Origin of the sequence: Paraburkholderia sp. 22098, from assembly GCF_052045935.1 — a bacterium.
In the GTDB taxonomy this organism is placed as follows: domain Bacteria; phylum Pseudomonadota; class Gammaproteobacteria; order Burkholderiales; family Burkholderiaceae; genus Paraburkholderia; species Paraburkholderia caledonica.
Genome location: NZ_JBQEPV010000023.1, coordinates 1 through 14,288, shown reverse-complemented (window position 1 = coordinate 14,288; position 14,288 = coordinate 1). Strand labels below are relative to the sequence as shown.

Genomic DNA, 14,288 nt, shown 5'->3' with positions numbered 1-14,288 from the left:
CCAGTTATGCAATCCACCTATAGCTGTTATCCACATTGGTCGCCGCGGACACGGTTGCAACGGGCACGTCAGCGCACCGCCGGAAGCGCTGTGCCAACAGCCGAAGTACGCCGGGCGCCTTGTGCCGTCATGAAGCTGGGAAGGCGTGGATGCCGAAGCGGGAAGGACGCAGTACGCAACCAGAATGCGGCTTGGAAGCTGGCCGGCGCGGGCGGGTCCCAGGTTATTCGATTGCTGTACCCGGCGGGACGGTCAATCCAAGCAACTGCTGCTGTTCGATTTACTTTTGGGGATTTATCGTCGGCCCCCCGCATGGCATAGTGCGGCATCTCAACTGCGGAGACGCGAATGGCGACCTTGGAATCCTTGCAAGCAAAAATCCAGAGACTGCAGGCGCAAGCCGACGCGCTGCTCGCGAAAAAGTCGAGTGCTGTTATCGAGAAGATTAAGAACTTGATGGCAGAACACGGTCTCACGACCGCTGACATCGATGCGCACACTGGCGGCAAAAAAAGTGGGCCCAAGTCGAGCGCTAAGGCCGCTGCCAAGTCGTCGGCTTCGGCCGCAAAGTACCGCGACCCGAAGACGGGCGCGACGTGGTCAGGACGCGGACGTGCGCCCCGATGGATTGCTTCAGCGAAGAACCGCGACAAATTCTTGGTTGACGGGGGTCCGGCGACGCCGAAGCCCGCTCCTCCCCGCGAAGCAGCGACTGCCGGCAATTATGTTCGCGGCCCGCAGCCGGCGCTTTACGCCGACCCTAAGAGTGGTGCGACATGGAGCGGTCGCGGACGCGCGCCTGCGTGGCTTGCTAACGTCAAGGACCGCAGCAAATTTTTGATTGCAGGTGGCGGTCAAGCGACGGTCGCTTTGACTGAGGGGACTGCGGGCAAGGCCAGACCTGCCGGCAAGAAGACGTCGAAGGGTGCAAGCCGGGCAAAAGCCGTCGGCAACTATGTGCGCGGACCGCAGCCGGCGCTCTATCGTGACCCGAAGACCGGCGCGACCTGGAGTGGACGTGCACGAGCACCCGCTTGGATTGCTAATGCGAAGGACCGCAGCAAGTTTCTGATTGACGGCGCTGCTGCGGTCGGCGAGAAGTCGGTGGTCAAGAAGGCTGCTGCCAAGAAGACACCGACGGCGAAGAAGGCTGCTGCCAAGAAGGTGCCCCTCAAGAACAAGGACGTATCTGCCCCAGTGGCTCCGGTGGAGTCTGGCGTAGCAGCGACGGTCTAATCGCATCTGCGGGGAGCCCGGTGAAATTAGCAGGTTTCTCATTTCACCGGGCACACAGACTGTCCGACTCTTAGCCGTTCGAAATAGCGTGTTCCATGGCCAACTAACTGAGCGTTGCTTGCAGCGCGAAGACCTCGGGGAACTGTCCGACGCCATTCGCCAATGGTGCTTTCAATCTGGCTAATGCAGCACCTTGCGACGTCTCAGCGTTCGCTCTAGCGTACATCTCTTGTTTTTGTGAATGCCCCTTGGTGAAGTTGAGCCCCGCCTTATCCAGAGCGAGGCCTTCAGACACGTTCCAAGCATCAAGAGACGCCCCTCGGAGCCAGCGTCGCCCGTCAGCCGTTCGCCTCAGGGCGCTAACATCGCCAACCCGTCCGGTATCTCAAGGCTATCCCACAGTACCGGCTGTCCCGCGACCGCTGCCGTTGATGTCCGACCAGTCACGCGGCTGGTCCGCGGAACGGCCAGCGGTATGTATACCGTGCCGGAGGGGGGTGATTTCGCATGGGACGCGCTGCGCGCTGAAATCTGGCCGCGCGCAAGCTCTCCATCTTCAGGACCTTGGCACCATCGTCTGGGCCGCTTACAGACCGGCGAGGCTGAGATACTTCAAGTTGAGGTATTCTTCGATGCCGTGCGCCGAGCCCTCTCGACCAAGACCACTGTCCTTCACACCACCAAATGGTGCTTCGGCTGTCGTAATGACCCCGGCATTGATTCCAATCATGCCACTTTGAATCGCCCGCGATACGCGGAAAGTACGTGCCAGGTCTCGAGTATAAAAGTAGGCGGCGAGACCAAATTCCGTCGAGTTCGCCGCCTCGACTGCTTCGTGCTCGTCCTTGAAGCGGAACAGTGCAGCGACTGGGCCAAAGGTTTCCTCACGCGCAATCAACATGTCCGGAGTCGCGTCAGCGATGACAGTCGGTTCATAGAATGTGGCGCCGAGCTCATGGCGCTTTCCGCCGAGCAACACGCGGCCACCTTTCGCCTTGGCATCCTCGACTTGCGATTCAACTTTCTCAACCGCAGCCAGGTTAATGAGAGGTCCCTGGTCGGCACCCTCCATTAAACCATTGGCGACCTTCAGCTTCTTGACGCGGTCCGTCAGCCGACGCGCAAACTCATCGTAAATGCCATCCTGCACGTAGAAGCGGTTCGTGCATACGCATGTCTGTCCGCTGTTTCGGAATTTGCCTGCCACAGCGGTCTCGACAGCGAGGTCGAGGTCGGCATCGTCGAAAACGATAGTTGGTGCATTGCCGCCTAGCTCCATCGACAGTTTCTTCATGCTGTCAGCAGATTGCTTATAGAGCAGCTTTCCGACACGGGTTGAGCCCGTGAACGTTATCTTGCGAACCAACGGATTCCGGGTAAGTTCGCCGCCCACCGCAGCGCCGTCGCCCGTGACGACGTTCACGACGCCTGCTGGAATGCCAGCTCTTTCAGCCAGTACCGCGTATAGCAGGCCAGAGTAGGGAGTGAATTCCGATGGCTTGATGACGATAGTGCAACCAGCGGCAAGCGCCGGCGCAACTTTGCGGGAGAGCATCGAGAACGGGAAGTTCCACGGTGAAATCGCCCCCACCACTCCAACAGGCTCGCGCGTCACCAGAATCTGTCTGTCTTTCCACGGCGAGGGGATGATTTCGCCATTGATGCGACGCGCTTCTTCGGCGAACCACTGGATGTAGTCCGCACCAAGCTTCATTTCTCCACGCGCTTCGGCGAGGGGTTTGCCCTGCTCAAGCGTCAGCATCGTTGCGAGGATGTCCAGATTGTCTCGGACCAGTTGCGCCATCCGTTGAAGCTTCTCGGCCCGCTCGGCTGCCGTCGTCATTGACCAGGTGAGAAAGGCTTCTTGTGCTGCATCGATAGCACGGCCCGTCTCAGCACCGGAAACCCAAGGAATGGTACCGACGCGTGTTCCGGTTGCCGGGTCCTCGACATCATAAGTGCTGCCGTCGTCGGCACCTACCCAGTTCCCGGCAACGTAGTTCGCTTCCTTTAGCCAACCAGCGACCTTAATGTCATCCAATGTGAACGTGTTCATAGCGTATATCCGTTTTCGGATTCAGGAGCAAGGCTGAGAGGAGCCCATGCCCTGGTTATAAGGAGGTATCTCTTGCGGTAAAGAATCGTGCATACATAGGCGTGACGCCTTCTGGTGGGAACATCTCCGATTTAGGAAACCTAATTTAATTGATTTGTTAGGCCGCTATTCCAGAGAGCTCCTTTTTAGCTGTTTGCTTTACTTTCCTTGTGGATTGTCCAGCTCCGGGATACCACTCTGACGGTCAGCGTAGGCCGCCTTGAAGCTCGGGCGTTGTTGCCAGCGCTTCCAGTACGCGTCTAGGAACTCGAAACGCTCGTCAAGCGGAGTGGCGTTCACCGGGAACTTGGAGAACGCGATTGCGGTTGCCAGCGTGATGTCGGCGAACGTAGGTTCCTCACCGCCGAGCAGCCAGTCGCGTCCATCCGACAGGTGTTGGTTGACCAGGGCCGCATGCGCGAGTGCTTCCTTGCGGCTGTGTTCACCCCATGCTTCGTTCTTCGTCAGTTCAAGCTTGAAACCGAGTCCGGTGTGCAGCACGTGGAAGGCCGTGACGATTCGGTACAGGATGTGAACCCAGATGCGGTTGTCCCACATGTTGTCGAGGCCTTGCTCCAGTGGAGTCTCGCCCATAATCTTCCGCCCCGGGAAAGTCTGGTCGAGATAGCGAACCACGGCCGCCGTCTCGGAAATAAAGCTGCCGTCGGCCAGTTGGAGCGTCGGCGTTTCGCCCCACGGATTCATCTTCAGGTGACGCCAGCCGCGCTGCTCGCCAACCGGCGTCATATCGTAAATCGTCTCGTTGAACTGCTCGGCGATGCCTTTCTCGTACATGAAGAGCCGCAGGCGCTGCGGGTTGGGGAAGGCAGAGGGCGAAGTGAAGACTTGAAGTTTCGACGACATGGTGCGACTCCTAAGATTGGGAAGGCTTACCAAGAAACAGACTACCTGCCACTTGGTAGGCTAATGCGGTGCAAAAAAAGCAACTTGCGTTGCTGGGTGCTCATCGCCAAGCGTTCCTACCTGCCACTTGGTAGGATGAACCTTATGAGATAGAATCGAGCCTGTCAACACATTTTGCAAAAAGAGGTAGCGCTGGTGAAAACTGAAGGCGGTTCAAATTCGAGGGAGAACATCCTTGCTGCCGCGACAAAGGTCGCGGGGGCGCACGGGTATGGCGGGCTGAACTTCCGAGACATCGCGGCGGAGGTCGGCATCAAGGCCGCCAGCATCTACCATCACTTCCCCACAAAGGCCGAGCTGGGCGCCGAAGTGGCTAAACGGTATGCGGAGCAGTTTGCCGTGATGCTCGACGCGCGACTGTCTGCCACCGGCGACCCGATTCTCAGCTTGCGCGGATACCCTGATACATTCAGGACGGCGCTGCAGAACGACAATCGCATGTGTCTATGCAGCTTCATGGCCGCTGAATATGATGACTTGCCGGACATGGTGAAGAAGGAAGTTCAGAGGTTCGCCGATGTGAACATCAGTTGGCTGGCGAAAGTGCTTGTTGCCGCCGGGGCGGTGAAATCCGAAGAAAGCGCAGGCCGCGCGCGCGCCATTTACGCCGCCATTTCTGGCGCGCAGCTCATGGCGAGGGGCCGCGCTGATATAGCGGCCTACGATTCGCTGGTTGAGGACTATCGTAAAGCTGGTCTTCTTCCAAGCTAGCGGCTTGTTCGACCACGATGTCGTAGACCGTGAGGAAGTACGCCTCGTATTCCAGTTCGCGGATAAGTATGCAGCTCATGCTCAATCTGCTCCTGCACGTTGTGCGGAATTCCATTTGGATAACTGGGGAATTCGACGTTGCCCCAGATTTTTCTATTGACGGTCTGAAAAGGGGCGATTCGGTGCGCGCGAAATTCGTCTCTGCCCTCGCAACGTCGATTGAGCGGGTTGGGACTGCTGCGCGGTGATAGCAGTGTCACGCGGCGGCCCTTGTCATTGCGCCGCAGAACGATTGCGCGATGTGCACGTATCTCCGACGGATAACATGTGCTGAAATTAGCACGCAGTCGCCCTCCAAGTTTTGTTGGTTCAGCAGATGCCTGTAACCGCTACCGATGTCACCTATGACCATGCTTCAAAACAACAAGTACAACGGTACCTGCCATACATCTGCTGCTGTTGCCTGAGCCGAGCCGCGGAGTGTTCCGATGCCGCGGCAGCTTTCGAAAACAGTGCAGGCCCGACGTTCCAAAGCCGGCCTCCCGCGGATACCAAGCCATCCATAGCACGTCGATGAGGTCGCTGAGCAGGTGCCCCTTTCCGTCGCCTGCGCCCAGTGGGACGAGCGAGAGGTGATTACGAAACGACGGCGAACGGACGGACTGTCACGTAAGAGGCAGTAGCGTATCCAGTGCGGATGTCGTGTTAGACGACCAATCAACCCCCTTTCTCTTTCTATTCATCTTGCATAAACAGCGTAGTCGGATTGCTTTTTGTTCTTGCCGTTCATATGCCTTTTGGCAGTTCCCGCTTCCAACTGTGCGATGTTTTGGCTAACGACCAACTGAAAACGAAGGCAGTCTGAAGCGATAACGAAAAGCACAGCCGTTAATTGCAATATTTAACAATCTGAAGGCAAGGATTGCGCGAATATCTATGAAATTTAACGAGCGGGAGGCCCGGAACCAGTTTTGCAGGGACTGCCGGCGTCGGTCAATTATGACCAGCTGAAATATTTAATTGGCGTGTCAGTCAGAGCGCAGGGTGCACCCGGTGTTGTGCGATATCCGCCTTCATCATATGATTTCGAACGCTTCGAAATCGGATTTTCCGGGGACCAGAAAGATGGGCGCGCAGGACCTTGTGTCAGCAATTAACGCAGGCATATCTCAATCCGAAAGGTTACTAAAGCTCGACACGCCGCTTGGCGAAGGCGTTCTTCTGCCTCAACGGGTCATCGGCACGTCGCGTATTGGCCGTAACTTTGAATTTACGGTTGACGCCGTCTCATTGCGCGACACGCTCGAATTGAAAACGCTCATCGCGCAACCCGTCACTCTCTGGATTCAGACCAGCAACAAGTCGTATCTGCCTCACCATGGATATGTATATACGGCACGGCGCCTCGGCTCTGACGGAAACCTGACTACTTATCAGTTCACGTTCGCATCGTGGATGCATTTCCTGCGGTTCCGAAAAGACGCGCGCATCTTTCAGGATAAAACGGTCGATGAAATACTCTCGACCGTCTTCAACGGTCATCCTCAGGCGCAGGGTGCGTTCCGCTTTGATTTGAGAACGCCGCTGCCGCAGCGGTCGTTTTGCGTTCAATATGAAGACGACTGGAATTTCTCCCAGAGGCTGATGGAGTCGGAAGGCCTGTTCGGCTATTTCGAGCATGCCGACGATGGTAAGTCGCACACGCTGGTGATAACGGACGACGTGTATTCGCTGAAGCCAACGGTACCGGAGACCCTGCAGTTCGCTCGTGCGGGTACGAATACTTCGTCTGACGCCTGGGTTCAATGGGCGGGTTCACGCACCCTGCATAGTTCCTCGTTGTCGACGAGGACATTCGACTACAAATCTCCCGGCGCTGAAAAGTCCACCAACGTGCCCACGTTGTCGACTCACGGCAGTCTGCCGGTCCAGACCGAGGTCTACGAATATACCGGCGCATATACGCATCTGACGCAGGACCGCGGCGACCACCTCTCCAGAATCCGGATGGAGGAGTGGGAGTCACGGGCGAAGCGCTTCATGGCTGTTGGTGGCGTACGGAACATCGATGCCGGAAAGTGGTTCCAGCTCGAAGGCCACCCGGAGCACGACCGGGACCCAGACAAACAGCGGCAGTTCGCGGTCATTGCTACGCATTGGTACATCGAAAACAATCTGCCTGTCTCCACCACGGCTGATTTCCCGCACAGTCTCTCGACGGAGCTGTCGCGGGTGCGCGCGGCGCATGCAGGCGCCGCACCGAGGCTTGTTGTCGCTCACGGCGACGGGAGCGAGGGGTTTTATCTCGTTGAAGCTGAACTCCAGCGCCGCACCGTTCCATTCCGTAGCCCGTTCGAGCACGCCAAGCCGGTGATGAGCATGCAGACCGCTACGGTCGCCGGGCCGGCCAACGCTGAAGTTTTCACTGACGAGTTGAACCGCGTCAAGGTCCGCTTTCATTGGGACCGACTGAACAGCGGCGATGAAAATGCTTCCTGCTGGGTGCGGGTGGCCTACTCAGACACGGGCGCAGCTTATGGCGGCGTTCACGTGCCACGCGTCGGCGAAGAGGTCATTGTATCTTTCCTTGACGGCGATTGTGACCGGCCTATCGTCACTGGCCGCGTTTTCAATGCGGAGAAATCGCCGCACTGGCATTCGAACGGATTGCTGTCAGGGTACAAGTCCAAGGAGTTCGGCGGCGCTGGCTACAACCAGTTGGTCATGGACGATTCGACTGGCCAGAATCGTGTTCATCTATATTCGACCAGCACCCATGCGCATCTGCATCTGGGATATCTCGTCGAGCAGTCAGGAAACAACCGCGGCTCATATCTGGGCAGCGGATTTGACCTGAAGTCGGACGCTTACGGCGCTGTTCGGGCGGGGCAAGGTCTATACGTGTCCACGCATCCCGCGAACGGTTCGACGAGCCAGCCGCTTGATGTCCGTGACGCGCAGCAGCAGCTCGTCAGTTCCGAGAGTGTGCTGGAGTCGTTATCGGATGCCAGCGAGACCCATCAGGCTGAAAGCCTGAAGGAGGGACGGGAGTCGCTGCAAGCGTTCACCGATGCGACACAAAGCAGCGTTTCGGGAGCGTCATCAGGAGGGAATACAGCTGGCGGAGGCACGGGCAACGCTAACGCTTTCAAGGAGCCCGTGATGCTGTTCGCGAGCCCGGCGGGCATTGCGCTGTCGACCCAACGCTCGACGCATGTTGCGGCGGACGAGCAGCTCAATCTTGTCAGCGGGCAGAGCACGCATATAGCGACAGGCAAGTCATTGGTCGCAAGCGTGGCGCAACGTATCAGCCTCTTCGTCCAGAACGCCGGCATGAAACTATTTGCCGCGAAGGGCAAGGTGGAGATTCAAGCCCATTCGGACAACGTCGAGCTGACAGCCCAGAAGACCCTTCGGTTACTGTCCGCCACGGAGAAAGTTGAGGCAGCAGCGAACCAGGAAATTCTGCTGACCTCCGGTGGCGCGTACATCCGTATCTCTGACGGCAACATTGAAATCCATGCTCCCGGAAAGATAGACATCAAGGGTAGCCAGCATTCATTCAACGGGCCCACGAGTACCTCATACCCGCTGCCAGTGCTGCCGACATCCAAAAACGATACGGCAATGCAGTATCTGTACCACGACGACGAACCGGTTCAGGGGGCGAAATACGTTGCCACGCTATCCGACGGTAGCACGCGGCAAGGCACTTTGGACGCACAGGGCCGGATGAATCTTAACGATGTCCCAGTGGGCCCCGTAAAGGTAGAGCTTGGACCCGACACACGCTCATACGCCCGCAAGGACAAAACCAGCAATCCAGACTTTAAAGGCGAACAACTGTCCGAGGCTGACATCGATTCGCTGATTCAGAAGCACGGGGGAGCGTGACAGTGAGCTGGAGCATAGAAGATTTCAAGGCCACCTCGCTGGAGGTGGGACAGTGGTGCTGGGGCACGCTGCAGGGCGCATTCAACGAGAAGCAGACTATCAGCCAGGTCATTACTGACGCCGCCATCGGCATGATTCCGCTGGTGGGTGACGTCACGGCCGTGCGCGACCTGCTGTCTGTGAGCATAGGAATGAGTTCGGACCCGCGAAAGCGGCAAGAGGTGATGCAGTGGGTCTTGCTCATCGTTCTCGCATTCGCGCTGATTCCAGTTGTCGGTGGCGTTATCAAGGGAGTGGGCCGCCTCGCTTTACGGGTGGCGGGTGACGCTGCGAAGGATGCAGAACTTCTGCGGGAGGTTGTCCAGTTCCTCAACCGGATGGGGCATGGCGACGCGCCGCAGTGGCTGAAGGCGCTCGACGTCGGCAAGTACCAGTCACAGTTGCTCTCTAAGGTTAAAGACTTCTGCGCAACCGTGCGTCTGGCTATTGAGCGTTCTCTGAAAGCTCGCGTTGGACAACTTCTGCCGGAGGTCTGGCGCGCGCAACTCGCACGTGTTGGCGACGGTTTTCGCGCCCTTCAGGACCTTGCTGACCAGATGGTTCCCCAGGCTGTCAAGGAGCTCGATGCGAAGTTGAAGACCCTTCAGAACATGGTCTATCGTGGCGAGATTCACGAGATTGCCACGGGTGGCATGCCACGGGTGAAACGTGAGGCTGAAGCGTATCTTGAGGAGCGCAAGCTCGCACGAGAAATTCGTCGGGGGCGCTTCGCTTCGACGGAATGCGCCGCCGATAAAGGCAAAGTTGAAGCGGCAATCCGTGCAAAGTATCAGCCGAAAATCGACCAGGGGTGGCCGGATATTCTCCAGCGAAAGGGCAAAACCGTTGCGACCGGTGATGCAGACGTCTTTACAAGACTGTCCACGTTTCATGGTGAAGTCGTCGCCATGGACGCCAATGACCTGGCAGGAAAATCTGTGTATCGGGCTTTCGGGAAGCCGAGCACACGCGCTCCCGGCGGAAGCTCTGCGGCTGGATACAATCAGCCGTCGTTTTGGGGGCTGGGTTCTGCGCCCAAAGACGCAGAAGAGTGGCGGGTGCGAGCGGCTGTGCTCGACGAGTGGAATGGCAACGGCTGCTTAGTGGTAGCCCACTTTCCGGCCGACCTCGCTAAGCGCATGCCAGAGGCGAAAGCGTGGGCTGGTCAAATCGCCGAGCAGTTTGGCATCGAACGGCCTGCTCAATACCTGGAGGGTGGTGGCAAGCAGCTTGTCATCGATATGGGAAAATTTGCCGAGCACATTAACGTCGTTGGTGAACGCGTGAAAGAAACGGGAAAAGCAGAATCGATGATGGTAGACGGAGTCCGCATGGAGGTTTTTCCTACTCATTGGACAAACGTTGAAGATGTGTATGGCTATAGCAAGTTCTCCTCGACTACTCACGGTGCGGTGAAAACGAGGAGACTGGCTAGTGACGAAATTCAGACAAAAGTGACAAATGCCAAGGCAACAGCTGGCCTACGCGTTGAAAGCAGGAACGAGGAGCGAGCGCAGTGAGCTACCTGATGACGCAGTACGATATGCAGGACGACAGTACACGACGTCAAGTATTCTGGTTACTGAAGAGGTTGAGCAGCTATTCGCTCTGGGCGCGAAAGCGAGACGCATGGGAAACGTTTACGAATGCCTACGAGAAGGCGCTCAGGACGTGGCCAAAGAGCGACCCGGAGCAGATGTCTGCGGACCTGCTCCCAACCATCTACGAGATGTTAAGTCTGTATAACAAAGGTTTGGACGAGTTGGCGAAAGGCCGACGTTTCGTCTGGCGCGAAGGCCAACCATTTCGGTCGGCAATTACGAATTACTACACTGTCACGAGTTACTTCTTTACAGACCCCCGTTATTGGGAGCGCGGTCAGCAGGACGCTCCTTATCCGCCTAAGGTGGAGGCGCTAAATCGCCTAATGCGCGCGTCAGAGTATCACGGCGAGCAGTCTCCTCTCGAGGTGCCATATCTTCCGCATTTATCGGCACACTGGACATCGCCCGGCGGACTGTTGAACCCAGACGCTTATAAGTACGAGTTCTACGAGCTCCCCTATCCGGTGTTTCCGAGCAACTTGCCAGAAGTGCCTCTGGGTGCGGAGCAGATTGTGCGCTCGGGTCAGGAAGTTCCGGTCGATGGGATATGGGAGCCGGTAGCAATAAGTCGCGAGAAAGTACTTGGGGTTATCGCTTTCGGCGCAAAAAGAGAAAAGAACGAGGGCTGCTTTAACTATCTCGTAGCTGGCACCCGAGCGCCGACGATAACGGGAGAAGTTCATGCGGCGACAGGCAAGGTAGACAACGTCAGCACCCATTGGCGGCTCCTGTGGGAAGACACCCGATACAAGGACGGCGTCATTCCGGACGAATCCGAATATTTCATTGAACGTGCGCCGATGGACGCGCCAACAGACCACGGCCAACCCGCGGACGAGATTGAGGTACGGACAGGTGACGTTTGCCCGGTAACCGGTATTTGGGAAGCGAAAGACTTCGAAAATCATCGCATCGAGGTATCGGAGGGCAAGGTCATGCCCGACGTTCTCGCGAGCGTCCCCGGTTCAGGTGAGCGCCGTGTTCACTGGGTCACGTGGCGTCTCGTCAGGCGAGCGTGATGGGACGCATTGTCGACAACTGGATTCAGGAAAGGAAGCTAGTGACATGAGCCGTCGGTTCATCTTGAAGGGCGACAACACGGACAGTAACGGCGTGGTGCTTGACGGTATTGCCGGCTCGTCGTTCGACGGTCGTCCGTTGGCCTATGTCGGGGCCCCGGTCTTTTGCAATACCTGCAGCGCGGAGGGCGTCATCATCGGAGATGGTTCGCCTCGGACGATGGAGGTGATGGGCAAGCAGGTGGCTTTGGAAAACGACTTATGTCAGTGCAAATGCGAACCTTTGCCGAAGCTCTTGGCATCGCAGGCAACCGGCACCTTATCGCCATGACCAATTACAAGAAGGCGGTCGCACTAAATGCTGCGGTAGCGAAAGGCCCAAAGCGTTCACACAATAGCTCCGCGTATAACTAGCCGACCCACTCATCAGCATGGCATAGTGCAGCATCTCAACTGCGGAAACGGCAATGACGACACTCGAATCCTTGCAAGCAAAAATTCAGAGACTACAGGCGCAAGCGGACGCGCTGCTCGCGAAAAAGTCGAATGCTGTTATCGAGAAGATTAAGAGCTTGATGGCAGAACACGGCATAACCACCGCTGACATCGATTCGCATTCAGGTGGCAAGAAACGTGGACCCAAGCCGGGCGCTAAGGCCGCCGCCAAGTCGTCGACTTCGGCCGCAAGGTACCGTGACCCGAAGACGGGGGCGACATGGTCGGGTCATGGCCGGGCGCCGGGCTGGATTGCCAGCGCTAAGGACCGCTCTAAATTTTTGGTTGAAGGTAACACAGTGTCTTCCGCTCCTGCTGCCAAGAAGTCAGCGAAGGCCGGCAACTACGTGCGGGGTCCCCAGCCTGCGTTGTACGCTGACCCGCGGACGGGTGCGACGTGGAGTGGACGCGGTCGCGCGCCGGCGTGGATTGCGAACGCTAAGGACCGCAGTCGGTTTTTGATTGACGGCGCTACTGCGGCCGACAGGAAGCCGGTGGTCAAGAAGGCCCCGGCGGCGAAGAAGGCTGTTGTGAAGAAGGCCGTCAGTGCAAAGGCACCGACTAAAAAGGCTGCGGCATAAAAGTACCGCGCGAGAGCGCGGCTGGGCTCGTTTCGGTGAGGTCGGTCATGGCTGATGCCGAGCTGACGAACTGAGCGCCGGGGCCGCGCGCCGGTGAGACCGAAGCTTTGTCGGCCCCACCGGGCGCGCCCAAGAACACCAGTTTTAGTGCGGCTGTGTTTGCTGACCTTGCGCGGTTTGCTGTTGTGCCTGCTGCTCGACTCGTTCTTGAGCGTGCTGCTTCGCAAGGTGTCTGCCGACTACGCACCCACCGACCGCACCGACGACAGCGTGGTGCCCCGCGTAATGTCCGGCGACTCCGCCCACCACCGCTCCCTTGAGGCAGCCTGTGGCATTTGCATCGCCTGCTGTGGCGAAGGCGAGCGTCGTTGCAATCAAGGCGATTCCTATCGGGCTAGCTATCATTCAGTGGCACAGTGGAATTGGATTTTTCCGATGTGGCACCTTCTTGCGTCGCTTCAATAGCCGCCCCATCGATGATGTTCGCGCCACTGTCCCAAAGAAGCACAGAACCGATACCTCTTCTCGTAACAGTCGCTGCGCTACTTTGCGGCATGATGAAAATTTATGAAGGTGGTTTTCGCAAGCACATCCTCATTGTCCAGGAAGAGCATCACCCGGGAACAGTGACGCTTGCGTCGAATGGACCGATGCCCACAACCTGTCAAAGGTTCGGTCAGCCTCACGCGGTACCTGCGTTTCCTCAAGCGCCTGTTGCAGGTCCTCAACGCCGAGCACGACAATTCCCTTCTCCGCGGCCAGTTCTAGGTCAGTAATTGCATCGCGAGGCAGTGTTGTGATGACAACCGGCATGCACTTGAGGTGTGCGTTTCCTGCCGCCTTCAGTTTTTCGGAAAGGGCGACGGTCCTGGCGAGCAGTTTCGACAGTTTGCCGTCATTGTCGATGGCACCTATCGTGCACTCCACGACGGCAATATGTCCCTGCGGCGTAAAAGCCAGCAGGTCGGCTGCCTCGGTCATGAACTGGCTCGATAGCGGGTCGACCGCAAAGCCGTGCAGGAACAGCAGGTTGGCGACACCTGCTTCCAAGGTGCGCGCATTCTGCTTGAGTTGCTTGATGTCGAACAGCGACCGCCGGATACCGTCGAGATTGGTATCGAATACCTCGTGGGCGAGGCGCCGCAGGTTTGCGGAACTGTCTGGGTCGCTTATCCAGCCCTGGTGAGTCCACCGTCCCCGGTAAGACGCAAAGCATTGCACGACCGAGCCTTCAGGAACAGGAACGGTCAGTTCGCCGACTCGCAGGTACTCGTCCTCGTCATGCCACTGCAATGCATCGGCCTCAACTGAAAGGCGCGCCGATGCGCGGCCGGTCCGGTCTTGTATGCGATACCCAAGATGCGCGTGAGAGATATCGATGCCACGGGCGGCGCGAATGGCAAGCGGCGCGACGCCATTGCGCACGTGCCGGGTGAGGTCAACGCCGACCACTGTGTGTGCCGTTATCGAAAGCGAACAGGTGTCCCAACGAAGTGGAAGAAGGCCCAGTTCGAACGACAGTTCGGCGAGCGAGTCATAGGGAACAACACCGGCGCGGAGGTCGCTCTGGATGCGGATTTCGGTGATGGTGATCAGTCGTTTCGGCGAACGTGATCGGTCTGGATGGTGGTGTTGCGCGGTCAATGGATTATAGCGACGGTGATCACGATCAGGCGTCAGCGGTTTCGGT

Annotated in this window: 11 protein-coding genes; 7 read left to right on the top strand and 4 right to left on the bottom strand. The window is 57.7% G+C overall.

Annotated features, from left to right (window positions below; genetic code table 11):
- Positions 1-348: 348 nt before the first annotated feature.
- Positions 349-1,236, top strand: coding sequence for an H-NS family nucleoid-associated regulatory protein (locus tag ACTJLB_RS30900; RefSeq protein ID WP_440785514.1), 888 nt, complete (start codon positions 349-351; stop codon positions 1,234-1,236).
- Between the two features lie 586 nt (positions 1,237-1,822).
- On the opposite strand, the gene ACTJLB_RS30895 is transcribed toward ACTJLB_RS30900, so the two are convergent.
- Both ACTJLB_RS30895 and ACTJLB_RS30890 read right to left on the bottom strand, forming a co-directional pair.
- Entirely contained in the window at positions 1,823-3,292 is a 1,470-nt protein-coding gene (locus tag ACTJLB_RS30895) for an NAD-dependent succinate-semialdehyde dehydrogenase (RefSeq protein WP_440785513.1), read from the bottom strand.
- A 198-nt stretch (positions 3,293-3,490) separates the two neighbouring features.
- Complete coding sequence (locus tag ACTJLB_RS30890; RefSeq protein ID WP_440785512.1) at positions 3,491-4,195, bottom strand: glutathione S-transferase family protein; 705 nt, start codon at positions 4,193-4,195, stop codon at positions 3,491-3,493.
- 195 nt (positions 4,196-4,390) lie between these two features.
- Between ACTJLB_RS30890 and ACTJLB_RS30885 the strand changes: the two genes are divergently transcribed.
- The 6 genes from ACTJLB_RS30885 to ACTJLB_RS30860 all read left to right on the top strand — a co-directional run bounded on the left by ACTJLB_RS30885 (position 4,391) and on the right by ACTJLB_RS30860 (position 12,598).
- Positions 4,391-4,966, top strand: coding sequence for a TetR/AcrR family transcriptional regulator (locus ACTJLB_RS30885; protein ID WP_440785511.1), 576 nt, complete (start codon positions 4,391-4,393; stop codon positions 4,964-4,966).
- Positions 4,967-6,091: 1,125 nt separating this feature from the next.
- Positions 6,092-8,860, top strand: coding sequence for a type VI secretion system Vgr family protein (locus tag ACTJLB_RS30880; protein WP_440785510.1), 2,769 nt, complete (start codon positions 6,092-6,094; stop codon positions 8,858-8,860).
- Positions 8,861-8,862: 2 nt separating this feature from the next.
- Entirely contained in the window at positions 8,863-10,419 is a 1,557-nt protein-coding gene (locus ACTJLB_RS30875; protein ID WP_440785509.1) for a hypothetical protein, read from the top strand.
- A complete protein-coding gene (locus tag ACTJLB_RS30870; RefSeq protein ID WP_440785508.1) occupies positions 10,416-11,522 on the top strand; it encodes an Imm72 family immunity protein in 1,107 nt (368 codons plus the stop codon). Before ACTJLB_RS30875 ends, ACTJLB_RS30870 begins: the two co-directional genes overlap by 4 nt.
- A 46-nt stretch (positions 11,523-11,568) precedes the next feature.
- Positions 11,569-11,853: a PAAR domain-containing protein gene (locus tag ACTJLB_RS30865; RefSeq protein ID WP_440785507.1), complete on the top strand. Its 285-nt coding sequence runs from the start codon at positions 11,569-11,571 to the stop codon at positions 11,851-11,853.
- Positions 11,854-11,989: 136 nt separating this feature from the next.
- The gene (locus ACTJLB_RS30860; protein ID WP_440785506.1) at positions 11,990-12,598 is read left to right on the top strand and encodes an H-NS family nucleoid-associated regulatory protein; all 609 of its coding nucleotides are present in this window, start codon (positions 11,990-11,992) and stop codon (positions 12,596-12,598) included.
- Between the two features lie 144 nt (positions 12,599-12,742).
- On the opposite strand, the gene ACTJLB_RS30855 is transcribed toward ACTJLB_RS30860, so the two are convergent.
- Both ACTJLB_RS30855 and ACTJLB_RS30850 read right to left on the bottom strand, forming a co-directional pair.
- A complete protein-coding gene (locus ACTJLB_RS30855; protein ID WP_440785505.1) occupies positions 12,743-13,003 on the bottom strand; it encodes a hypothetical protein in 261 nt (86 codons plus the stop codon).
- 189 nt (positions 13,004-13,192) lie between these two features.
- The coding region (locus tag ACTJLB_RS30850) for a hypothetical protein (protein WP_440785504.1) at positions 13,193-14,288 on the bottom strand (1,096 nt) is incomplete at its 5' end.